The organism is Burkholderia sp. KL41, assembly GCF_057005415.2.
Genome location: NZ_CM174446.1, coordinates 2,653,917 through 2,675,119, shown reverse-complemented (window position 1 = coordinate 2,675,119; position 21,203 = coordinate 2,653,917). Strand labels below are relative to the sequence as shown.

General features: G+C 64.8%; 21 protein-coding genes. 8 read left to right on the top strand and 13 right to left on the bottom strand.

Annotated elements, in window-relative coordinates; translation table 11 throughout:
• The first annotated feature begins 56 nt into the window (after positions 1–56).
• The gene (locus tag PQB87_RS12525) at positions 57–845 is read left to right on the top strand and encodes a 3-hydroxybutyrate dehydrogenase (protein ID WP_048026652.1); all 789 of its coding nucleotides are present in this window, start codon (positions 57–59) and stop codon (positions 843–845) included.
• Between the two features lie 150 nt (positions 846–995).
• Here PQB87_RS12525 and PQB87_RS12520 read toward each other — a convergent pair whose 3' ends face one another.
• Positions 996–2,195: an amino acid aminotransferase gene (locus PQB87_RS12520; RefSeq protein ID WP_059688937.1), complete on the bottom strand. Its 1,200-nt coding sequence runs from the start codon at positions 2,193–2,195 to the stop codon at positions 996–998.
• Between the two features lie 263 nt (positions 2,196–2,458).
• Here PQB87_RS12520 and uvrB point away from each other — a divergent pair, with 263 nt between their 5' ends.
• The 5 genes from uvrB (at position 2,459) to PQB87_RS12495 (ending at position 8,004) form a co-directional block, all read left to right on the top strand.
• Positions 2,459–4,549, top strand: a complete 2,091-nt coding sequence (uvrB, locus tag PQB87_RS12515; protein WP_027786890.1) for an excinuclease ABC subunit UvrB — start codon at positions 2,459–2,461, stop codon at positions 4,547–4,549.
• Positions 4,550–4,769: 220 nt separating this feature from the next.
• Entirely contained in the window at positions 4,770–5,321 is a 552-nt protein-coding gene (locus PQB87_RS12510) for an iron transporter (RefSeq protein ID WP_021163417.1), read from the top strand.
• A gap of 55 nt (positions 5,322–5,376) precedes the next feature.
• A complete protein-coding gene (locus PQB87_RS12505; RefSeq protein ID WP_047898577.1) occupies positions 5,377–5,709 on the top strand; it encodes a cupredoxin domain-containing protein in 333 nt (110 codons plus the stop codon).
• A gap of 58 nt (positions 5,710–5,767) precedes the next feature.
• Complete coding sequence (locus tag PQB87_RS12500) at positions 5,768–6,610, top strand: FTR1 family iron permease (protein WP_021163415.1); 843 nt, start codon at positions 5,768–5,770, stop codon at positions 6,608–6,610.
• Positions 6,607–8,004 carry a 4Fe-4S binding protein gene (locus PQB87_RS12495; RefSeq protein ID WP_027786892.1) on the top strand — a complete coding sequence of 466 codons (1,398 nt, stop codon included), beginning with the start codon at positions 6,607–6,609 and terminating at the stop codon, positions 8,002–8,004. Before PQB87_RS12500 ends, PQB87_RS12495 begins: the two co-directional genes overlap by 4 nt.
• Positions 8,005–8,277: 273 nt before the next feature.
• Here PQB87_RS12495 and hemP read toward each other — a convergent pair whose 3' ends face one another.
• The 3 genes from hemP to PQB87_RS12480 all read right to left on the bottom strand — a co-directional run bounded on the left by hemP (position 8,278) and on the right by PQB87_RS12480 (position 10,116).
• Positions 8,278–8,523: a hemin uptake protein HemP gene (gene hemP, locus PQB87_RS12490; RefSeq protein ID WP_021163412.1), complete on the bottom strand. Its 246-nt coding sequence runs from the start codon at positions 8,521–8,523 to the stop codon at positions 8,278–8,280.
• A gap of 138 nt (positions 8,524–8,661) precedes the next feature.
• On the bottom strand, positions 8,662–9,144 hold the full coding sequence (locus PQB87_RS12485; protein WP_027786893.1) for an SRPBCC family protein: 483 nt from the start codon (positions 9,142–9,144) through the stop codon (positions 8,662–8,664).
• 99 nt (positions 9,145–9,243) lie between these two features.
• On the bottom strand, positions 9,244–10,116 hold the full coding sequence (locus PQB87_RS12480) for a pirin family protein (protein ID WP_059688938.1): 873 nt from the start codon (positions 10,114–10,116) through the stop codon (positions 9,244–9,246).
• 122 nt (positions 10,117–10,238) lie between these two features.
• On the opposite strand from PQB87_RS12480, the gene PQB87_RS12475 reads away from it, so the two are divergent.
• Positions 10,239–11,213 carry a LysR family transcriptional regulator gene (locus PQB87_RS12475; protein WP_021163408.1) on the top strand — a complete coding sequence of 325 codons (975 nt, stop codon included), beginning with the start codon at positions 10,239–10,241 and terminating at the stop codon, positions 11,211–11,213.
• 384 nt (positions 11,214–11,597) lie between these two features.
• Here PQB87_RS12475 and PQB87_RS12470 read toward each other — a convergent pair whose 3' ends face one another.
• From PQB87_RS12470 to PQB87_RS12430, 9 genes are all read right to left on the bottom strand, one after another.
• Positions 11,598–12,026: an ExbD/TolR family protein gene (locus PQB87_RS12470; protein WP_021163407.1), complete on the bottom strand. Its 429-nt coding sequence runs from the start codon at positions 12,024–12,026 to the stop codon at positions 11,598–11,600.
• Between the two features lie 13 nt (positions 12,027–12,039).
• Positions 12,040–12,771 carry a MotA/TolQ/ExbB proton channel family protein gene (locus tag PQB87_RS12465; protein ID WP_059489888.1) on the bottom strand — a complete coding sequence of 244 codons (732 nt, stop codon included), beginning with the start codon at positions 12,769–12,771 and terminating at the stop codon, positions 12,040–12,042.
• Positions 12,772–12,807: 36 nt separating this feature from the next.
• Complete coding sequence (locus PQB87_RS12460; protein ID WP_059688940.1) at positions 12,808–13,539, bottom strand: energy transducer TonB; 732 nt, start codon at positions 13,537–13,539, stop codon at positions 12,808–12,810.
• A gap of 217 nt (positions 13,540–13,756) precedes the next feature.
• Positions 13,757–13,993, bottom strand: coding sequence for a (2Fe-2S)-binding protein (locus PQB87_RS12455; RefSeq protein WP_011352654.1), 237 nt, complete (start codon positions 13,991–13,993; stop codon positions 13,757–13,759).
• Positions 13,994–14,144: 151 nt separating this feature from the next.
• Positions 14,145–15,005, bottom strand: coding sequence for a glutamate racemase (murI, locus tag PQB87_RS12450; RefSeq protein WP_489241976.1), 861 nt, complete (start codon positions 15,003–15,005; stop codon positions 14,145–14,147).
• Positions 15,006–15,044: 39 nt separating this feature from the next.
• Positions 15,045–15,521: a bacterioferritin gene (gene bfr, locus PQB87_RS12445; protein WP_059535536.1), complete on the bottom strand. Its 477-nt coding sequence runs from the start codon at positions 15,519–15,521 to the stop codon at positions 15,045–15,047.
• A gap of 194 nt (positions 15,522–15,715) precedes the next feature.
• Positions 15,716–17,239 (bottom strand): fumarate hydratase, encoded by a 1,524-nt coding sequence (locus PQB87_RS12440; RefSeq protein WP_006478316.1) that lies wholly within the window; start codon positions 17,237–17,239, stop codon positions 15,716–15,718.
• 34 nt (positions 17,240–17,273) lie between these two features.
• Entirely contained in the window at positions 17,274–17,891 is a 618-nt protein-coding gene (locus PQB87_RS12435; protein WP_059688942.1) for a TIGR00645 family protein, read from the bottom strand.
• 113 nt (positions 17,892–18,004) lie between these two features.
• The gene (locus PQB87_RS12430) at positions 18,005–18,901 is read right to left on the bottom strand and encodes a DMT family transporter (protein WP_059688943.1); all 897 of its coding nucleotides are present in this window, start codon (positions 18,899–18,901) and stop codon (positions 18,005–18,007) included.
• 316 nt (positions 18,902–19,217) lie between these two features.
• Between PQB87_RS12430 and acs the strand changes: the two genes are divergently transcribed.
• Positions 19,218–21,200, top strand: a complete 1,983-nt coding sequence (acs, locus tag PQB87_RS12425) for an acetate--CoA ligase (protein WP_489241971.1) — start codon at positions 19,218–19,220, stop codon at positions 21,198–21,200.
• Positions 21,201–21,203: the final 3 nt, after the last annotated feature.

Genomic DNA, 21,203 nt, shown 5'->3' with positions numbered 1-21,203 from the left:
GAACGCCGAGGTGACGGGCGCGTACTTTTTCGATCCGACAACGGGAGGAGACGGACATGGCAGCAGATCTGAATGGCAAGACCGCAGTCGTCACGGGTGCCGCGAGCGGTATCGGCAAGGAAATCGCACTCGAGCTCGCGAAAGCGGGCGCGGCCGTCGCGATCGCCGACCTGAACCAGGACGGCGCGAACGCCGTTGCCGACGAGATCGTCAAGGCGGGCGGCAAGGCGATCGGCGTCGCGATGGACGTGACGAACGAGGAAGCCGTGAACAGCGGTATCGACAAGGTGGCCGAAACGTTCGGCTCGGTCGACATCCTCGTGTCGAACGCGGGCATCCAGATCGTCAACCCGATCGAGAACTATTCGTTCTCCGACTGGAAGAAGATGCAGGCGATCCACGTCGACGGTGCATTCCTGACGACCAAGGCCGCGCTCAAGCACATGTACAAGGACGATCGCGGCGGTGTCGTGATCTACATGGGTTCGGTGCACTCGCACGAAGCGTCGCCGCTGAAGTCGGCGTACGTGACGGCCAAGCACGGGCTGCTCGGCCTGGCCCGCGTGCTGGCGAAGGAAGGCGCGAAGCACAACGTGCGCTCGCACGTCGTGTGTCCGGGCTTCGTGCGCACGCCGCTGGTCGACAAGCAGATTCCGGAGCAGGCGAAGGAGCTCGGGATCAGCGAAGAGGAAGTGGTGAAGAAGGTGATGCTCGGCAATACGGTCGACGGCGTGTTCACGACGGTGCAGGACGTCGCGCAGACGGTGCTGTTCCTGTCGGCGTTCCCGAGCGCCGCGCTCACGGGCCAGTCGGTCGTCGTCAGCCACGGCTGGTTCATGCAGTAAAGGCTTCCGGCACGGGCGGTCGCGACACGTGCTGCTCGGGCGACGACTCCCCGGCAAGTCCGGAGAATCGCAAAAAAAACGCGCTCCGGGGAGCGCGTTTTTCGTTTCGGCAGGACGGGCCGGTGATGGCTGCCGTCCGTTGGTGCCGACTTACTTCAGGACAGCTGCAACGGCATTGGCAACCGCGTCGAGGTTGCGCGTGTTCAGCGCGGCGACGCAGATCCGGCCCGTGCCGACCGCGTAGATGCCGAACTCGTCGCGCAGGCGATCGACTTGCGCCGAGGTCAGGCCCGAATACGAGAACATCCCGCGCTGCGCGTTGATGAAGCTGAAGTCGCGATCGACGCCGCTTGCCTTCAGGCGCTCGACGAGACCGTTGCGCATCGCGCGGATGCGGTCGCGCATTTCACCGAGTTCCTGCACCCACGAAGCGTGCAGTTCCGGCGATGCGAGCACCGCTGCGACCACGGCGCCGCCATGGGTCGGCGGGTTCGAGTAGTTCGTGCGGATCACGCGCTTCAGTTGCGACAGCACGCGCGTCGCTTCTTCCTTGCTCGACGTGATGATCGACAGGGCGCCGACGCGTTCGCCGTACAGCGAGAACGACTTCGAGAACGACGACGACACGAATGCGTTCAGGTCGGCCGCGGCAAACAGGCGCACGGCGGCAGCGTCGGCCTCGATGTTCTCGCCGAAGCCCTGGTAGGCCATGTCGAGGAACGGCACGAGGTTGCGTGCCTTCACGACGTCGACGACCTGTTGCCATTGCGCTTCGGTCAGGTCCACGCCGGTCGGGTTGTGGCAGCATGCGTGCAGCACGACGACCGTGCCGGCCTCGTAGCCGTTCAGCGCCGACAGCATGCCTTCGAAGTTCACGCCGTTGGTGGCAGCGTCGTAATACGGGTACGCAACGACTTCGAAACCGGCCGCTTCAAACAGCGCGCGGTGGTTTTCCCAGCTCGGATCGCTGATCGCGACCTTCACGTTCGGGTTCACGGTGCGCAGGAAATCGGCGCCGATCTTCAGCGCGCCCGTGCCGCCCAGTGCCTGGGCCGTGACCACGCGGCCCGCTGCGATCAGCGGCGAATCGTTGCCGAGCAGCAGCTTCTGCACGGCCGCATCGTAGGCGGCGATGCCGTCAATCGGCAGGTAGCCGCGCGGCAGGCCCGCTTCAACGCGCACCTTCTCTGCTTCGCGAACCGCGCGCAGCAGCGGGATCTTGCCTTCTTCGTTCGTGTACACACCGACGCCGAGGTTGACCTTGGTCGGACGCGCATCGGCGTTGAAGGCTTCGTTCAGGCCCAGGATCGGGTCGCGGGGAGCAAGCTGGACAGCAGAGAAGAGCGACATGATGATTCGGCAGTAGTGAAAAGAGGGTCAGGCTTTCAACGGGCGGGGCGGGCGCGGGGGACCGCGCGCAGGCAGGCACGACGCCGGAAAGCGCAGCAGCCTGACATTGTAGCGAATTCGCGCTGGCGGGGGCGGCGTTTCGGCGGCGAAATTCGGCCGGGAACCGCGATTTCCGGCGGCCGTCGCGCGTCAGGAGCCGACAGCAGTTCGCCCGGCCGCGAAGCGCTAGAATGACTCTTTTGCCCTCGCTCCGGCCGCATTCCATGTCCGAACATCATGCCGAAACCGGCGACGCGCTCGACGAATCGAAATTCGTGACCTTCGAAGGGTCGCCGTTCCAGCTGTACCAACCGTATCCGCCCGCAGGCGACCAGCCGACCGCGATCGACACGCTCGTCGAAGGGGTCGAGGACGGCCTGTCGTTCCAGACGCTGCTCGGCGTGACGGGCTCGGGCAAGACCTTCACGATGGCGAACACGATCGCGCGGCTCGGCCGCCCGGCGATCGTGTTCGCGCCGAACAAGACGCTTGCCGCGCAACTCTATTCGGAATTCCGGGAGTTCTTCCCGCGCAACGCGGTCGAGTATTTCGTCTCTTACTACGACTATTACCAGCCTGAAGCCTACGTGCCGCAGCGCGACCTGTTCATCGAGAAGGACTCGTCGATCAACGAGCACATCGAGCAGATGCGGCTGTCGGCGACGAAGAGCCTGATGGAGCGCCGCGACGTCGTGATCGTCGCGACGGTGTCGGCGATCTACGGTATCGGCAATCCGTCCGAATACCACCAGATGATCCTGACGCTGCGCGCCGGCGACAAGCTCGGCCAGCGCGACGTGATCGCGCGGCTGATCGCGATGCAGTACACGCGCAACGAGCAGGATTTCCAGCGCGGCACGTTCCGCGTGCGCGGCGACACGATCGACATCTTCCCGGCCGAGCACGCGGAGCTGGCCGTGCGCGTCGAGCTGTTCGACGACGAGGTCGAGACGCTGCAGCTGTTCGACCCGCTGACCGGCCGCGTGCGGCAGAAGATCCCACGCTTCACCGTGTATCCGTCGTCGCACTACGTGACGCCGCGCGATACCGTGATGCGCGCGGTCGAGACGATCAAGGACGAACTGCGCGAGCGGCTCGAGTTCTTTCACAGCGACGGCAAGCTCGTCGAGGCACAGCGCCTCGAGCAGCGCACGCGTTTCGATCTCGAGATGCTGCAGGAGCTCGGCTTCTGCAAGGGCATCGAGAACTACTCGCGGCATTTCTCGGGGGCGGAGCCCGGCGATCCGCCGCCGACGCTCGTCGACTACCTGCCGCCCGACGCGCTGATGCTGCTCGACGAATCGCACGTGCTGATCGGCCAGCTGAACGGCATGTACAACGGCGACCGCGCACGCAAGGAAAACCTCGTCAACTATGGCTTCCGGCTGCCGTCGGCGCTGGACAACCGGCCGCTCAAGTTCCCCGAGTTCGAGCGCAAGATGCGCCAGGTCGTGTTCGTGTCGGCCACGCCGGCCGACTACGAGAAGCGCGTGACCGGGCAGATCGCCGAACAGGTCGTGCGGCCGACGGGGCTCGTCGATCCGGAAATCGAAGTGCGGCCGGCGAGCTCGCAGGTCGACGACGTGCTCGCCGAGATCAACGCGCGCGTGAAAGCCGAGGAGCGCGTGCTGATCACCGTGCTGACGAAGCGCATGGCCGAACAGCTCACCGAGTTCCTGGCCGACCACGGGGTCAAGGTGCGTTACCTGCACAGCGACATCGACACGGTCGAGCGTGTCGAAATCATCCGTGACCTGCGGCTCGGCACGTTCGACGTGCTGGTCGGGATCAACCTGCTGCGCGAAGGGCTCGACATTCCCGAGGTGTCGCTGGTCGCGATCCTCGACGCGGACAAGGAAGGCTTCCTGCGCGCGGAGCGCTCGCTGATCCAGACGATCGGCCGGGCCGCGCGGAACGTGAACGGCAAGGCGATCCTCTACGCGGACAACATGACCGAGTCGATGAAACGCGCGATCGGCGAGACCGAGCGGCGCCGCGCGAAGCAGATTGCCTACAACGAGCAGATGGGCATCACGCCGCGCGGTGTCGTGAAGCGCATCAAGGACATCATCGACGGCGTCTACAACGCGGACGAGGCACGCGCCGAGCTGAAGGAAGCGCAGCAGCGTGCGAAATTCGAGGACATGTCGGAAAAGCAGCTCGCCAAGGAAATCAAGCGCCTCGAGAAGCAGATGGCCGACTACGCGAAGAACCTCGAGTTCGAGAAGGCTGCCGCGACCCGCGACCAGCTTGCGCTGCTGCGTGAGCGCGTGTTCGGCGCGAACGTCGGCGATCACGTCAGCGGCGGCCGGTAAATCTTTCCAAGCGTCACAGAAACCTTACGGTAACGAGCCTGTAAGCCTTGTCGGATCAGGGGTTTACACGGCTCGTCGTTTGTTCCGGAACAGGTTCGGTGCTAAACTTCGCAATTATTGAGAATTGTTCGCATTAACGTTATTCGTCGCGTTAGTGTTTTCGGCGGGCAGGCCTGGCGGTCGGTCCGCATGGTTCCAGATCAAATAACAAGGAGTGTCCATGTTGGGTTCTTCGTTCATCCGCACGACGGTTGCGGTAGCGGCGGCGCTTGCCGCGATGTCGGCCTCGGCTGCCGAATATCCGATCGGCAAGCAGCAGATCCAGGGCGGCATGGAAATCGGCGCGGTGTACCTGCAGCCGATCACGATGGACCCGGAAGGGATGATGCGCAAGGCGTCGGATTCCGACATCCACCTCGAGGCCGACATCCATGCGGTCAAGAACAACCCGACGGGTTTCGCGGAAGGCGACTGGATGCCGTACCTGCAGGTCACGTACAAGCTGACGAAGCAGGGTGACACGAAGTGGAAGGCCGAAGGCGACCTGATGGGCATGGTCGCGAGCGATGGTCCGCATTACGGCGACAACGTGAAGCTGAACGGCCCGGGCAAGTATCACCTGACGATGGTCGTCAAGCCGCCGATGCAGACGGGCCACATGGCGTTCGGTCGTCACATCGACAAGGAAACGGGCGTGGGCGCATGGTTCAAGCCCATTACCCTCGAATACGACTTCCCGTTCGCCGGTATCGGCAAGAAGGGCGGTTACTGATCGGTGGCATCACGGACGGCGCGCTTCGGCGCGCCGTCGGCGTAGAGAACCCAGAATGAAAATTCCCCAGAAAATCGTTGCCGCAGCCGCTGCGTTGTGGCTTGCCGGCGCAGCGTACGCTGCCGATCTGCCGACGTTCAAGCTCGAAATGGCGGACGGCAAGCTGAATCCCGCCCGCATCGAAGTGCCGGCCGGCCAGCGTTTCAAGATCGAGATCAAGAACACCGGCAAGGGCGCAGCCGAATTCGAGAGCGTCCAGCTGCGCAAGGAGAAGGTGCTTGCGCCGGGTGCCGATTCGTTCGTGGTCGTCGCGCCGCTGTCGCCGGGCGAATACAAGTTTTTCGACGATTTCCACCAGCAGGCGCAGGGCGTGATCGTCGCGAAGTAACACGTTTTATCTGCGCGCAGGCTCACCAGCCCGGTGTTCTGCGCGTCAGGAGGTATCGATGGGTCAGATCTTGTTCATCGTCTGGCGGGAGAGCGTCGAAGCGCTGCTCGTCGTCGGCATTCTCTATGCATGGCTGAAAAACGGCGACGACGACGCGCGCCGCGGCCTGCCTTTCCTGTGGGCCGGCGTCGGTGTCGGCTTGCTGATGGCCGTGGGCCTCGGCGCCGCGCTGGTCGGTTTCACCGAAGTGCTGTCCGGCGACGCGCAGGACTACTTCCAGACTGCGATGGTGCTGATCGCATGCGTGCTGATCGTGCAGATGGTGCTGTGGATGCGCCGGCACGGCCGCACGCTGAAGCGCGACATGGAGCAATCGCTTCAGCAGAGCACGCGCGATTCGAACTGGTGGGGCGTCGCGGTGCTGGTCGCGCTCGCGATCGCGCGCGAGGGCAGCGAGACGGTGATCTTCCTGTACGGTCTCGGTTTCGGCCAGTCGGGCCACGTCGACGGCAGCCAGATGCTCGCGGTCGTGATCGGCCTCGGCCTTGCGTTCTTCACGTTCTATCTGCTGCAGCTCGGCGGCAAGTACTTCTCGTGGCGGCATTTCTTCCGCGTCACCGAAGTGATGCTGCTGTTCCTCGGCGCAGGCCTGTTCCAGACCGGCGTCGACAAGCTGATCGACAAGGAAATCCTGCCGCTCGGCATTTCGCAGGTGTGGGACACGTCCGCGATCCTCGATGATTCGGGCACGTTCGGCTCGCTCGTCGCGACGCTGACCGGTTATCGCGCGCACCCGGCACTGACCAACCTGGTTGCGTACGCGGTGTACTGGGCGGTGGTCTGGCTGCTGATGAAGCGTGCGAGCCGTCGCCCGGCCGTCGCTGCGGGTCGCGCGGCATGAGCGTTGCCGCCGCAGCCAAGCCGGGCTGGCTCGCGCAGGCGGGCCAGTGGATGCAGCGCCACGGCGCGCTGATCCGCGGCATCCAGTGGGCCGTCGTCGCCGTCTATGCATTCCTGATCATCGTGCCGGCGGTGTTGCCGCTGCCGGACGACTCCGCGCACCTGTGGAGCAACCTCACGCTGATCGCGCAATTCACGTTCTGGGGCATCTGGTGGCCGTTCGTGCTGCTGTCGATGGTGATGCTCGGCCGTGTCTGGTGCGGCGTGCTGTGCCCGGAGGGCGCGCTCACCGAATTCGCGAGCAAGTTCGGCCGGGGCGGCCCGATTCCGCGCTGGATACGGTGGGGTGGCTGGCCGTTCGTCGCGTTCGGGCTCACGACGATCTACGGGCAGATGGTGAGCGTGTACCAGTACCCGCTCGCGGTGCTGTTCGTGCTCGGCGGCTCGACTGTCGGCGCGATCGTGATCGGCGTGCTGTACGGCCGCGAGAAGCGCGTGTGGTGCAAGTACCTGTGCCCGGTCAACGGCGTGTTCGGGCTGCTCGCGCGGCTTGCGCCGATGCGCTACAAGGTCGACGAGGAGGCATGGCGTCGTTCGTACAAGAACGGCGAGCATGGCCATCGCGTGATTCCGATCAACTGCGCACCGCTCGTGCCGTTGCGCAACATGCAGGGCGCGGCGGACTGCCATATGTGCGGCCGCTGCAGCGGGCACCGGGATGCGATTTCGCTGTCGTCGCGCTCGCCGTCCGACGAAGTCGTGAACCTCGGCGCGCAAAAGGCGAACCCGTGGGACACCGCGCTGATCCTGTACGGCCTGCTCGGCGTTGCGATCGGAGCGTTCCACTGGACCGTCAGCCCGTGGTTCGTGCAGATCAAGCAATGGCTCGCGGGCTGGCTGATCGACCATGACATCACGTGGCCGCTCGAAACCAATGCACCGTGGTTCCTGCTCACGCACTATCCGGATCGTAACGACGTCTTCTCCTGGCTCGACGGCGGGCTGGTCGTCAGCTACATCGTCGGCACGGGGCTCGTGTACGGCACGGCGCTGCTGGTGCTGCTGGCCGGCGCCACGCTGATGCTCGGCCGCTTCGAGCGCGTGCGGCTGCATCATCTCGCGCAGGCATTGATCCCGATCGCGGGCGCGGGCGTGTTTCTTGGCCTGTCGGCCACGACGCTGTCGCTGCTTCGTGCCGAGCATGTGCCGCTCGGTTGGGCAACCGATGTACGCATCGCGATCCTGGTCGGCGCCAACGCATGGAGTGCGTGGCTCGCGTGGAAAGTGACGGGGCGTTATGCGGCCTTGCCGCGCCGGCTTGCGGCATTCGCGTGGTTCGCGGTCGCGCTTGCCGTCATCGACAGCGCATGGTGGCTGATGTTCTGGGGTTTCTGAAGCGGCTCGCGCGCCGCTTCGGCGGTCATGCACTCACGCGGTAACGAATCTCGGGAACCTGCTTCGCGCATTGGCCGCCCAAATAAAAAAGCGACACGTCGAAGGACGTGTCGCTTTTTTCTTCCTTGTGCGAGAACCAAAAAAAGTGGCTTGGCTTGCTGCAACGGCTGCTTGAGTGTGTTTGCACGAAGGGGTCTAGATCTCGCGTGCAAGCCGTTACGCTGGCTAATGCCCAACACCTCTCAGGGAGGTGGTCCCCACAATACTCTGTCGTTACTTCGTCAGGATCAGTTTGCCGAGCCGTGTGGCGCGCAACTGATAGGTCTCTCCGTTATGCGCGATGCTGACGTGGCTTTGGCCTTGCAGCAGCGCATCGCTGCTGACGACCCGCGTGCCTGCATCGCGGTTGCCGGCGGGCTTCGCCGGCGTGGTGACCGCTGCCGTCTTCTGGCGGCTGCTGCCTGCGGTGCCGGTCGGGCGGCGCAAGGTCAGCGTGGTCGGGCGCATGGTGTCGGTCATTCGGTTGATCGGTGACTGTCGATACGATGGAATGAATTCTAAATGATAACTATTCCCATTTACAAAAACTCTTTATCGATCGGAAATGGGAATCTGATAGCTTGAATCAAAGGGGCGGCCCGCAGGCCGCCGCCGGGTTCAGTGCAGCGGATCGGGATCCTTGCGGCCCTGCGCGTACTCGCGGATCAGGCGAACCGTGTCGATATCCGACGTGCGGTACGCCTCCTTGACGATCCCGTGCGTCTGGCGCGCGTCTTCGCTGTCGTCGGTGACGACCAGCGTCGTGCGGTATTCGAAACGCAGGAACAGCTCGTGGTCGTCGCGTTCCTCGATCGTCATCGTCAGCGAGCCGCCGATCTCGCCGTCGGCGGCGCGGATGTCGTAGCGGACCTGCTGATTCGGCGTGAACGTGACGTGGTCGCGCACGGTCGCGTGACCGTAGTGCAGTTCACGCTCGAGCGTCGTCTCCGTCCGTTCATGGACGACGCAGCTGTCGAGACCGAGCACGAACAGTTGCGGCTGTTCGGCGCGCAGCACGAGACCTTCCCAGAGTTGGTCGCGGGTGAGGGTAGGCACGGCCGGATCGTCGGAGTTGATCTGGATCAGATGTTCGAAGTTCAAGGGGACGTGTTCCTTCTGGTGGCGGGCGGCCACATGGTTCAAGAAGTCATTGTGACGCAAAACGGGCGGTTTCGCGGCACCTGCCCGGGCGTCCATGCCTCATGCCTCGATACGGCCCATGCGCCCCGTCTGGTAGTCGACGACCGCCTGCCGGATCTCTTCCTCGGTATTCATCACGAACGGGCCGTAGCGGACGATCGGCTCGTTGAGCGGTACGCCGCCGATCAGCAGCAGGTCGAGCGGCGTGTCGCCGGCAGCGAACGTGACCGTGTCGCCGTCGTCGCCATACACGACCATGTGCCGTGCGTCGACTGCCTGCCTGTCGGGCCCGTAGAGGCCCGTTCCGTCGATCGGATAGGCGAATACGCGATAGCCTGCCGGGACGGGCTGCGTGACCGTTGCACCGGGCTGCAGCGTGAAATGCTGGTAGAGGATCGGCGTGCGCGTCTCGATCGCCGCCCGGACGCCGAACGCTTCGCCGGCGATGACGCGCACGCGCGCCAGACCGTCCGGCGACGTGGCGCTCGGGATGCGATCGGCCGGGATCTCCTGGTAGCGCGGCGCGATCAGCTTGTCGCGCCGCGGCAGGTTGACCCACAGCTGGAAGCCGTGGGAGCGGCCGCCTGCCTGCGCGAATTCAGGATCCGGCATCTCGCTGTGCACGACGCCGGCGCCCGCCGTCATCCATTGCACGTCGCCCGGGCCGAGCGTGCCGGCATGGCCGGACGAGTCGCGATGACGGAAGCGCCCGTCGAGTGCGTAGGTCACGGTCTCGAAGCCGCGATGCGGATGGTCGGGGGCGCCCTTGGCTTCGCCGGGCGCGTAGTCGACGGGGCCCATTTCGTCGAGCAGCAGGAACGGATCGAAATCCATCAGCAGCCGGGTCGGGAACGGGCGGTGAACCACGAAGCCGCCGCCTTCGGTCGTGCGAAGGGCGGGGTACGTGCGGTCAAGCGAGCGAGCGGTCGTCATGCGGATACCCTCGAAATCATTGGAATAGCGTTATTTTTGAAACATAGAGCTATTATATTGGGCGTTTTACCGTTCGATTCGCGACGGTTCGCAATGGATTGTTCTGAAATTGGAACGATGAGATGAATATCGATGCACACAACCTGAACGACCTCATGTACTTTTCGCAGGTCGTCGAACATGGCGGTTTCTCGGCCGCGGAGCGCGTGCTGGGCATCTCGAAATCGCGCCTGTCGCGGCGCCTGACCGAACTCGAGGCGGCGCTCGGCGTGCGCCTGCTGCAGCGCTCCACACGCAAGCTCGCGCTGACCGAGGCGGGGGAGCTGTTCTACCAGCACTGCCAGGCGATGCTGGCCGAAGCGCAGGCTGCGATGAACGCGGTCCAGCAGTTGCGCGCATCGCCGCGCGGCTCGGTGCGTGTCAGTGTGCCCGTGACGCTGTCGCAGACGATGCTGTCGCGCATCCTGCCCGAATTCCTGCGCCGCTATCCCGAGGTGAAGGTGCACGTCCGCGTGACGAATCGCGTGATCGACCTGTTCGAGGATTCGATCGACGTCGCGCTGCGGGTGCGCTCGGAGCCGCCGCAGAACGCGAATATCGTCGTGCGGCCGCTGTGGCGCACCGAGCAGATGCTGGTCGGCGCGCCGAGCCTGCTGAGCCAGAATGCGCCGCCGCTGGTACCGGACGACCTGAGCGGCTTCGAAACCCTCGATACGCCGAGCGTCGACGGGCGGCACGTGTTCAACCTGATCGCGCCGGACGGTACGCGTCACGTGCACGAACACGACCCGCGGCTGGTGACGGCCGACCTGATGACGATCCGCGAAGCCGTGCTCGATGGCCTCGGCATCGCGGCGCTGCCGGAGATGATGTACGGCAACGCGCTGCGCGCGGGGCAACTGTCGCCGGTGATGCCGGGCTGGACGCTGCCCGTGCCGCAACTGTACGCGGTGTTCGTGTCGCGGCAGGGGATGCCGCCCGCTGTGCGTGCGTTTGTCGACTATCTGGTCGAGAAGCTCGATCACGGTGCCTACAAGGAACCGGGGTGTCCGGAGCGTGCGAAGAAGGAAGCGGCGGCCGATGTTTCGGCGACCTGAACACGACGTGCGCGGCGAGGCAAATTTGTTTTGTCATTGAAGCGTCGCCTGCAATCGCAAGTTTCAATCGCCGGAACCTTGAATGCGCGTGCGTGCGAGCCTATATTGAAATCCCATTTCGTGAAGGAAGTTCTGAGCGAAATCAGGTGGCCGCATATATTGTGAGCCAGATAGGGCAGAACGCGCAGTCCGTGCAGACCACGGCAGAGTCGCATTTGCGTTGCTCGAGGCGTAACCGATACCGCCAAAGAGCCCGCCGCCCGAAGGCGCCCGCGTGCGCATGAAAAAAGGCCTTCATCTGGCGATGAAGGCCTTTTACTTTGTGCGTGGCCGGCGAGGTGCGGCCGGCCAGGTGCAGCCGGCGAGCGCCTGATTGCGCGTGCGTTACTTCGCTTTTGCGGTCGGCTCGGTCACGAAGCCGAGCTTCGTCAAGCCGCCGGCCTGCGCATCCGACATCACTTCGGCGACGTGTTCGTAGGCAACCTTGCGGTCCGCACGCAGGTGCAACTCCGGCTGCGGCGTGCGTTTTGCCGCTTCCGCGATGCGTTCCTGCAATTGTTCGCGCGTGACCGTATGGTCGTCCCACAGGATCGTGCCGTCGCCCTGGATCGCGACGTCGACCGTCTGCGGTTTCTCGTCGACAGGCTGGCTGCTGGCATGCGGCAGGTCGATCTTCACCGCGTGCTGCATCGCCGGGATCGTCACGAGGAAAATGATCAGGAGTACGAGCATGACGTCGACGAGCGGCGTCATGTTGATCTCGCTCATCACTGCATCGTCGTCATCGTCGCTGAAACCGGTGTTCATTGCCATGGTTCACCCCGTCTCAGCTGGCGCGCGTCGCGAGACGCAGGCCGTCGCGCGTCGACGACGATGCGAGGCTCGCGCCCGTCACGAAATACGCGTGCAGGCCGTGCGCGAAGCGGCGCAGCTTGCTGACCACGCCCTTGTTCGCACGGGTGAGTGCGTTGTAGCCGAGCACGGCCGGGATCGCGACGAACAGGCCGAATGCGGTCATGATCAGCGATTCGCCGACCGGGCCCGCGACCTGGTCGATCGACGTCTGGCCGGATGCGCCGATCGCGAGCAGTGCGTGGTAGATCCCCCAGACCGTACCGAACAGGCCGACGAATGGCGCCGTGCTGCCGACCGACGCGAGGATCGCGAGGCCGCTTTGCATGCGCGAGATGCCTTCGTCCATCGTGTCCTTCAGGCAGCGCGTGACCCAGTCCGACACGTCCATGCGGTCGTGCAGGTGCGGTTGCGTCTGATGGTGGTGATCGGCGGCTTCCTTGCCCGACAGCGCGAGCGCGAGGAACGGGTTGTCGTTCGGCGTCGAGGCGGCGAGCCCGAGCTTCTTGATGCCGTCGTCGAAGTTGTCCGAATGCCAGAACGCCTGTTCGGCGTTCTTCGTCAGGCGGTTCAGGCGGATCACGTTCCAGCCCTTGATGACGATCACGATCCACGACAGGATCGACATCACGAGCAGCGTGATCGCGATGGCGCGCGTGACGAAATCACCTTGCGCCCAGACGTGCGCGATACCGTAGCTTTGCATTTTCTTGTTTCCTTTGAATCTACCGAATATGACGGGTTAGTCGTCGAGCGTGAAGTTGAAGGGCAGCGTATGGGCGGCGCGGATCGCCTGGCCGTTCTCGATATACGGCGGACAGGTGCTGGCGCGCGTCGCCTCGAGCGCGGCTTCGTCGAGACGCGGGTAGCCGCTGCTCTTCTGCAGCTGGACGCTTTCGATCTTGCCCGTCACGCCGATGATGAAGTGAACATAAGCCGTGCCCGTTTCGCCGCGACGCTTCGACATCGTCGGATAGGCGGGCTTCACGAAATTGCAGCTGAGCGCCGTGACGTTCTTCGGTGCGCTGACCTGCATTGTCTCGCGCGCCGGGCCGGGTGCTGCAGCCGGTGCGGCAGGCGCCGGCGCGGCGGGAGCCGGCGTCGGATCGACCGCTGCCGGCGCGGGCGTCGGCGACGGTGCCTGCGCGACCGGCTGAGGCGTCGGGACGGCTTTCTGTACCGGCTTCGGCTCGACCTTCGGCTTCACGCGCGGCGTGGGCTTGGGGGGCGTGGGCTGCTGCGCGGCCGACTGGACCGCGACCGGCTGGGCAGGGGGCGCGGGCGGAATGAGCTGTGCGGTGATCGACTGAACCTCGATCTCCTTCGCCGGCGGCGGCGCGTTGCGATGGAGCCAGGCGGCCGTCAGCATGATCGCATGTGCGGCAAGCACACCGACCGCGGCGACGATCACTCGGGGATTCATACGTGGTGCAGCCGGCAAGATGCCGGCGGGAGTGGAATGCGAAGCCTGCATGTTAGCTTGAAAGAACGATGTCGCACCCGGGGCGCGGCGGGTGAATCGGCATCACTTGCGGAAGATCAGCAGCGAGATGCAAACGGTGGTCACAAATCCGATCAGCAATTCCATAACAGGCTCCTTGGCAGGTAAGCCGCTGGCTCGCGTAGACGGTGGCTTGCTGACGGTCAAAACAAAAATGCGGCCTGGGCCGCATGTACACACCCGGCGCCGGTCAGGCAGCCTTGCGTTCGTAGAACGTGACCGGGATCGGATGAGCGTGGTGCTCGACACCGCACTGGCTCGCGCAGACGCCTTGTTCGGCCATGAGGTCGCGTACGGACTCCTCGCACTTGCCGCAGCACGTGGCCACGCCGAGCTCGAACTGGAGTTCATCGAAAGAGTTCACGCCCTCTGCGAGGGACGCGCGAATCTTGCGATCGGAAACTGACTTGCACACGCAGACGATCATGGTGAGTTGCGATAGCTAACGTTAATGCGAATTATTATCATTAATTTTGCGGACGTTGACAAGCGCGGGTCGGGCTTTTTTTAAGGTCATCGGACCCTTGAAGCGATGGGGGCGGTGGAGCGGCACGCGGAAGCGGGCGTGCCGGCTCGTGTCAGGCGGTCGCGCAGGCGCGCGCGTTCGGCGAGGAAATGGTGACGGATTCGACCGGTGCGGCGAGGCCGAGCAGCGTCGATGCGAGTACCTGCAACTGGCGGCCGTCGCTGGTCGAGCAGAAGCGGGGCGGCGCCGCGCGCGTGCCGGCCGGTGCACGCAGGTTGCGCTCGTCGAGAATCCGGGCGAGCTGGCGCGCGATTGCGTCGCTCGTGTCGACGATCGTCAGGCGGTCGCCCACAAGGTCACGAATCGTTTCCGTGAAGAACGGGTAATGCGTGCAGCCGAGTACCAGCGTATCGGCGCCGTCGTCGAGCATCGGCTGCAGATAGCTGTCGAGCAACGCGCGCAATGCAGGCGAATTCGTGTCGCCGCGCTCGATGGCCTCGACGAGCCCGTGGCCGGGCTGGCAGAGGAAGCGGCGGCCGGCGCCGTAGCGGTCGAGCAGCGCCTGGAAGCGCGGGCTGTTCAGCGTCGACTGCGTGGCGAGGACGCCCGCGACGCCGCTCGCGGACACGGCGACGGCCGGCTTGATGCCCGGCTCGACGCCGACGAGCGGCATCGGCAGGTGTTCGCGGATCGCGGCGATCGCGCGTGCGGTTGCGGTGTTGCAGGCGATGACGAGCGCCTTCGCCCCTTCGCGGGCCAGCCACTCGCCGATTGCCAGCGTGCGTTCCGTAATGAACGCCTCATCGCGCGGACCATAAGGTGCGTGGTGCGAATCGGCGACGTAGATGAACGATTCGTCGGGCAGCTGCGCGCGCGCGGCGCGCAGTACCGACAGGCCACCCAACCCTGAATCGAAGATGCCGATGGGGGCGACGGTCGTGGACGTCACGGCGATAACGGAAGATGTCGACATGAAAGGGCGGGTGGCGATGGCGGGAAGGGCGGAGCGCGCTTACTCCGGCGAACCCATCATCGTTTGCTGGTAGTTCTGCAGGCCGACCTTGCCGATCAGGTCGATCTGCGTTTCCAGCCAGTCGATGTGCTCTTCGGTGTCGTCGAGGATTTTTTCGAAGATCTCGCGCGACACGTAGTCACGAACCGATTCGCAATAGGCGATCGCTTCCTTGCAGGTGGACTGCGAGATCTGCTCGAGCTTCAGGTCGCACTTCAGGATCTCTTCGGTTTCCTCGCCGATGAGCAGCTTGTGCAGGTCCTGCAGGTTCGGCAGGCCGTCGAGCATGAATACGCGCTCGATCAGCCAGTCGGCGTGCTTCATTTCGCCGATCGACTCGTCGTACTCGTGCTTGCCCAGTTTCTCGAGGCCCCAGTGCTTGTACATGCGCGCATGCAGGAAGTACTGGTTGATCGCCGTGAGTTCATTCTTCAACTGGGCGTTCAGATATTCGATGACTTTCTTGTCGCCTTGCATGGCTTGTTCCTTGTTCAGTGGGGCTTCAGAAACCGAAAGATAATCGCTCGTACGAGAAAAGCCAAGCCTCAAAGCCTTGCCGGGCCTGCCTTTTGCATGTAATGAGAATCAGCCTCGAATAACCGGCCGCATGCAGGAATGAGAACGAGAAGCAAAAAGGCCGGACTTGCGTCCGGCCTTGCATTCGATCGCGCTCAAGCGGTTGCGACCGGGATCTTGCCGATCTTCGCCTGCCACTCCTTCGGGCCGGTCTGGTGCACCGACGTGCCCGACGAATCGACGGCGACCGTCACCGGCATGTCCTGCACGTCGAACTCGTAGATCGCTTCCATGCCGAGGTCCTCGAATGCGAGCACCTTCGCGCCGCGGATCGCCTTCGACACGAGGTATGCGGCGCCGCCGACGGCCATCAGGTAGGCCGCCTTGTGCTTCTTGATCGCGTCGATCGCGACCGGGCCGCGCTCGGCCTTGCCGACCATCGAGATCAGGCCGGTTTGCGCAAGCATCGTCTCGGTGAACTTGTCCATGCGCGTGGCCGTCGTCGGGCCTGCCGGGCCGACCACTTCGTCACGCACCGGATCGACCGGGCCGACGTAGTAGATCACGCGGTTGGTGAAGTCGACCGGCAACTTCTCGCCCTTCGCGAGCATGTCGGCGATGCGCTTGTGCGCAGCGTCGCGGCCGGTGAGCATCTTGCCCGACAGCAGCAGCGTCTGGCCCGGCGTCCAGCTGGCGACTTCTTCCGGCGTCAGCGTGTTCAGGTCGACGCGCTTGCTGGTTTCCGTGTTCGGTTCCCACTGGACCTTCGGCCAGGCGTCGAGCGACGGTGCTTCAAGCTTGGCCGGGCCCGAGCCGTCGAGCACGAAGTGCGCGTGGCGCGTGGCCGCGCAGTTCGGGATCAGCGCGACCGGCTTCGATGCCGCGTGCGTCGGTGCCGCCATGATCTTCACGTCGAGCACCGTTGCCAGGCCACCGAGGCCCTGGGCGCCGATGCCGAGTGCGTTGACCTTCTCGTGCAGTTCGACACGCAGTTCCTCGACCCAGTCCTTCGGGCCGCGCGCGATGATTTCCTGGATGTCGATCGGCTCCATCAGCGATTCCTTCGCCATCAGCATCGCCTTTTCGGCGGTGCCGCCGATGCCGATCCCGAGCATGCCCGGCGGGCACCAGCCCGCGCCCATCGTCGGGACCGTCTTCAGCACCCAGTCGACGATCGAGTCGGACGGGTTCAGCATCACGAACTTCGACTTGTTCTCCGAGCCGCCGCCCTTCGCCGCGACCTGCACGTCGACCTTGTCGCCCGGCACGATCTCGTAGTGGATCACGGCCGGCGTGTTGTCCTTCGTGTTCTTGCGGGCGCCTTCCGGCGGATTGACGATCGACGCGCGCAGCACGTTGTCCGGGTGCGTGTAACCGCGGCGCACGCCTTCGTTGATCATGTCGGTGAGGCCCATCGTCGCGCCGTCCCAGCGCACGTCCATGCCGACCTTCACGAAGATCGTGACGATGCCGGTGTCCTGGCAGATCGGACGCTTGCCTTCCGCGCACATGCGGCTGTTCGTGAGGATCTGCGCGATCGCATCCTTCGCGGCCGGGCTTTCTTCCAGCTCGTACGCGCGGCCGAGGGCCTGGATGTAGTCGAGCGGGTGGTAGTAGCTGATGTACTGCAGCGAATCCGCGATGCTCTGGATCAGGTCTTCCTGTTTGATGACGGTCATGGCTGAGACTCTGTGGGGACAGTGGGGAATGCGTTTATGCGTTGGCGGCTGTTTCGGCCGGCTTGCGGGACGCGGGCACGGCGCTCGCGTGCGGCGCGTGCGTCTCGTGGAAATGGGCCGGGTGCGTGTGCGTCGTCAGGCGGTCGACCCACGCCATCACGAGCGCCGACACCAGGAACGACACGTGGATGATCACCTGCCACATGATCGCGTGCATCGTGTGCTGGTCGGGGTTGATGAACGTCTTCAGCAGGTGGATCGACGAAATGCTGATCAGCGCCATCGACAGCTTGACCTTCAGCACGCCCGCGTTCACGTGGTCGAGCCATTCGGGCTCGTCGGGGTGGCCCTCGATGCCGAGGCGCGACACGAACGTTTCGTAACCGCCGACGATCACCATGATCAGCAGGTTCGAGATCATCACCACGTCGATCAGGCCGAGCACCGCGAGCATCACGCTGATTTCGTCGAGGCTGGTCGCATGCGACAGCAGGTGCCAGACTTCCTTCAGGAACAGGAACACGTAGACGGCCTGCGCGACGATCAGGCCGAGGTAAAGCGGAACCTGGAGCCAGCGGCTCATGAAAATCAGCGCGGGAAGCGGGCGAAGCGGGCGACGCGCGGGGCGGCCGGGCGAATGCGGGGCGGACATGGTGGAGACTCGGGCGCGGTGCGCAGGTATCGGGGGTAATCTTGAAAAGGCGCGCTATTGTAACGCGTCGGCCGGCGCGACTGCAGTGACGCGCCGGCACAGCCAGGGACGGATCAGGACGCGGCGGCGGGCACGCGTTTCACGCGCAGGCTCGCGAGCACGATGCCGGTGACGACGCACGCGAGCGCAATGCCGTGGGCGAGGGTCGGCCGCTCGCCGAGGAACACGATGCCATACGCGGCCGCGGCGACCGGCAGCACCGCGCTGAACACGCCGGCGAGGCTGCCCGGCACGTGCCGGATGCCTTTCATCCACAGCCAGAACGAGAAGATGCTGGCCGACAGGCCGTACCAGACGACGAGCGCCCAGGTGCCGGCCGGTACACTCGCGTAATCGAAATGCCACATGGCCGTCGCGCCGAGCGGCAGCATCAGGCACAGGCCGAACAGGTGCGTGTACGCGCAGATGTCGATCGGCGCGAGCGTCTGCGTGAGGCGGCGCGACAGGATCACGTAGATCGATTCGCAGCACACCGCGCCGAGGATCAGCAGGTTGCCGGTGAGTGACGACGATGCGCCGTGCCCGGCGGCGCTGCCGTTCGCGAGGTTGATCGTCACGACGCCGGCGATCGCGAGCGCGATCGACACGAGCGCACGGCCGTTCGGTTTTTCACGCAGGATCAGCCACGCGAACAGCGCGACGATCGCCGGGATGGTGCTGGTGATCACGCCGGCCGCGACCGCGCTCGTGCGCTGCACGCCGTTCAGCATCAGCAGCGTGAACATGAAGGTGCCGAAGAACGCCTGCAGGAACAGGTTCAGCCATTCGCCGCGCTTGACGGTGCGCATCTTTACCGGGCTGAACAGCGGCCACAGCACGGCGATCGCAATCACGAAGCGCAGTGTGGCGAGGATGGCGACGGGAACGAAGACGACGATCGATTTGCCGATACCGACATTGCTGCCGACGAACAGCATCGACAGAACGAGAAAGAAAGCATAGCGATTCAAGCTGGAATCCGGAAGGCGAGTTCAGTTAGGATTGTAGGGTCGCGCTCGTTACAGCGTAAAGCTGCAAGCGGCGCCGCCCGGCGGGCGAAACGGCCGTGCCGCGTAAGTGACGGGTAAGTTGGAGCGCTTATTGTGGACACTGTCGGGTCGCCCGGTCGCCATCGTGCGACGTGGTGCGGCGCAGCATCGCGCAGCGGCCTTCGGGCCGTGCGCGGATGGTGGGTAGGAGACAGCGGCGCGCATGCGCCGGCCAAGACGCGCGGCGTGCACGATCGCGCCGCCATGCAGAGGATTCATGTTCACCAAGGGGTAGTCGATGTCTGCGATTGAATCGGTTCTTCACGAAACCCGCCAGTTTGCGCCGCCCGCGGCGCTCGAGCAGGCGGCGACCATTTCCGGCATGCCGGCCTATCGGGCGCTCGTCGCCGAGGCCGAGCGCGATTACGAAGGCTTCTGGGCGCGCCTCGCGCGCGAGGGCCTCGCGTGGCACAAGCCGTTCACGAAGGTGCTCGACGAGTCCAACGCGCCGTTCTACAAGTGGTTCGACGACGGCGAGCTGAATGCGTCGTACAACTGCCTCGACCGTCACGTCGAAGCCGGCAACGGCGAGCGCGTCGCGGTGATCTTCGAAGCCGACGACGGCACCGTCACGCGCGTCACCTATGCGGATCTCCTCGCCCGCGTGTCGCGTTTCGCGAATGCGCTGAAGAAGCGCGGCATCGGCAAGGGCGACCGCGTCGTCATCTATATCCCGATGTCGATCGAAGGCATCGTCGCGATGCAGGCCTGCGCGCGCATCGGCGCGACCCACTCGGTCGTGTTCGGCGGCTTCTCCGCGAAGTCGCTGAACGAGCGGCTCGTCGACGTCGGCGCGACGGCGCTGATCACGGCCGACGAGCAGGCGCGCGGCGGCAAGACGCTGCCGCTCAAGAGCATCGCCGACGAGGCGCTCGCGCTGGGCGGCTGCGAAGCGGTGAAGAGCGTGATCGTCTATCGCCGCACCGGCGGCAAGATCGACTGGCATGCCGACCGCGACCTGTGGATGCACGAACTGACGGCCGCCGAATCCGACACCTGCGAGCCGGAATGGGTCAGCGCCGAGCATCCGCTGTTCATCCTGTACACGTCGGGCTCGACCGGCAAGCCGAAGGGCGTGCAGCACAGCACCGGCGGCTACCTGCTGTGGGCCGCGCAGACGATGAAGTGGACCTTCGACTGGAAGCCCACCGACGTGTTCTGGTGCACGGCCGACATCGGCTGGGTCACCGGCCACACGTACATCACGTACGGCCCGCTCGCCTGCGGCGGCACGCAGGTCGTGTTCGAGGGCGTGCCAACCTGGCCTGACGCCGGCCGCTTCTGGAAGATGATCGGCGACCACAAGGTCAGCGTGTTCTACACCGCGCCGACCGCGATCCGTTCGCTGATCAAGGCCGCCGAGGCCGACGACAAGGTGCATCCGAAGAGCTACGACCTGTCGAGCCTGCGCATCATCGGCACGGTCGGCGAGCCGATCAATCCGGAAGCATGGATGTGGTATCACAAGCACGTCGGCGAGGAGCGCTGCCCGATCGTCGATACGTGGTGGCAGACCGAGACGGGCGGCCACATGATCACGCCGCTGCCGGGCGCGACGCCGACCGTGCCCGGTTCGTGCACGCTGCCGCTGCCGGGCATCATGGCCGCGGTGGTCGACGAAACCGGCCAGGACGTGCCGAACGGGCAAGGCGGCATTCTCGTCGTCAAGCGCCCTTGGCCGGCGATGATCCGCACGATCTGGGGCGACCCGGAACGCTTCAGGAAGAGTTATTACCCCGAGGAACTCGGCGGCACGCTGTACCTCGCCGGCGACGGCACCGTGCGCGACAAGGACACCGGCTACTTCACGATCATGGGCCGGATCGACGACGTGCTGAACGTGTCGGGCCACCGGCTCGGCACGATGGAGATCGAATCGGCGCTGGTCTCGCACGAGCTGGTGGCCGAGGCGGCCGTGGTCGGCCGTCCTGACGACACGACGGGCGAGGCGGTGGTCGCGTTCGTGGTGCTCAAGCGTGCGCGTCCGGAAGGCGAGGAGGCCGCAGCACTTGCCAAGACGCTGCGCGACTGGGTCGGCAAGCAGATCGGGCCGATCGCAAAGCCGAAGGACATCCGCTTCGGCGACAACCTGCCGAAGACGCGCTCGGGCAAGATCATGCGGCGCCTGCTGCGTTCGCTCGCCAAGGGTGAAGCGATCACGCAGGACACGTCCACGCTCGAGAACCCGGCCATCCTCGAGCAGCTCGCCGAAGTGCGCTGACCG

Excerpts from the sequence above, each read along its gene's own strand:
- PQB87_RS12525 (WP_048026652.1), top strand. The coding sequence starts at position 57 with ATGGCAGCAGATCTGAATGGCAAGACCGCAGTCGTCACGGGTGCCGCG.
- PQB87_RS12520 (WP_059688937.1), bottom strand. The coding sequence starts at position 2,195 with ATGTCGCTCTTCTCTGCTGTCCAGCTTGCTCCCCGCGACCCGATCCTG.
- uvrB (WP_027786890.1), top strand. The coding sequence starts at position 2,459 with ATGTCCGAACATCATGCCGAAACCGGCGACGCGCTCGACGAATCGAAA.
- PQB87_RS12510 (WP_021163417.1), top strand. The coding sequence starts at position 4,770 with ATGTTGGGTTCTTCGTTCATCCGCACGACGGTTGCGGTAGCGGCGGCG.
- PQB87_RS12505 (WP_047898577.1), top strand. The coding sequence starts at position 5,377 with ATGAAAATTCCCCAGAAAATCGTTGCCGCAGCCGCTGCGTTGTGGCTT.
- PQB87_RS12500 (WP_021163415.1), top strand. The coding sequence starts at position 5,768 with ATGGGTCAGATCTTGTTCATCGTCTGGCGGGAGAGCGTCGAAGCGCTG.
- PQB87_RS12495 (WP_027786892.1), top strand. The coding sequence starts at position 6,607 with ATGAGCGTTGCCGCCGCAGCCAAGCCGGGCTGGCTCGCGCAGGCGGGC.
- hemP (WP_021163412.1), bottom strand. The coding sequence starts at position 8,523 with ATGACCGACACCATGCGCCCGACCACGCTGACCTTGCGCCGCCCGACC.
- PQB87_RS12480 (WP_059688938.1), bottom strand. The coding sequence starts at position 10,116 with ATGACGACCGCTCGCTCGCTTGACCGCACGTACCCCGCCCTTCGCACG.
- PQB87_RS12475 (WP_021163408.1), top strand. The coding sequence starts at position 10,239 with ATGAATATCGATGCACACAACCTGAACGACCTCATGTACTTTTCGCAG.
- PQB87_RS12470 (WP_021163407.1), bottom strand. The coding sequence starts at position 12,026 with ATGGCAATGAACACCGGTTTCAGCGACGATGACGACGATGCAGTGATG.
- PQB87_RS12465 (WP_059489888.1), bottom strand. The coding sequence starts at position 12,771 with ATGCAAAGCTACGGTATCGCGCACGTCTGGGCGCAAGGTGATTTCGTC.
- PQB87_RS12460 (WP_059688940.1), bottom strand. The coding sequence starts at position 13,539 with ATGCAGGCTTCGCATTCCACTCCCGCCGGCATCTTGCCGGCTGCACCA.
- PQB87_RS12455 (WP_011352654.1), bottom strand. The coding sequence starts at position 13,993 with ATGATCGTCTGCGTGTGCAAGTCAGTTTCCGATCGCAAGATTCGCGCG.
- murI (WP_489241976.1), bottom strand. The coding sequence starts at position 15,005 with ATGTCGACATCTTCCGTTATCGCCGTGACGTCCACGACCGTCGCCCCC.
- bfr (WP_059535536.1), bottom strand. The coding sequence starts at position 15,521 with ATGCAAGGCGACAAGAAAGTCATCGAATATCTGAACGCCCAGTTGAAG.
- PQB87_RS12440 (WP_006478316.1), bottom strand. The coding sequence starts at position 17,239 with ATGACCGTCATCAAACAGGAAGACCTGATCCAGAGCATCGCGGATTCG.
- PQB87_RS12435 (WP_059688942.1), bottom strand. The coding sequence starts at position 17,891 with ATGTCCGCCCCGCATTCGCCCGGCCGCCCCGCGCGTCGCCCGCTTCGC.
- acs (WP_489241971.1), top strand. The coding sequence starts at position 19,218 with ATGTCTGCGATTGAATCGGTTCTTCACGAAACCCGCCAGTTTGCGCCG.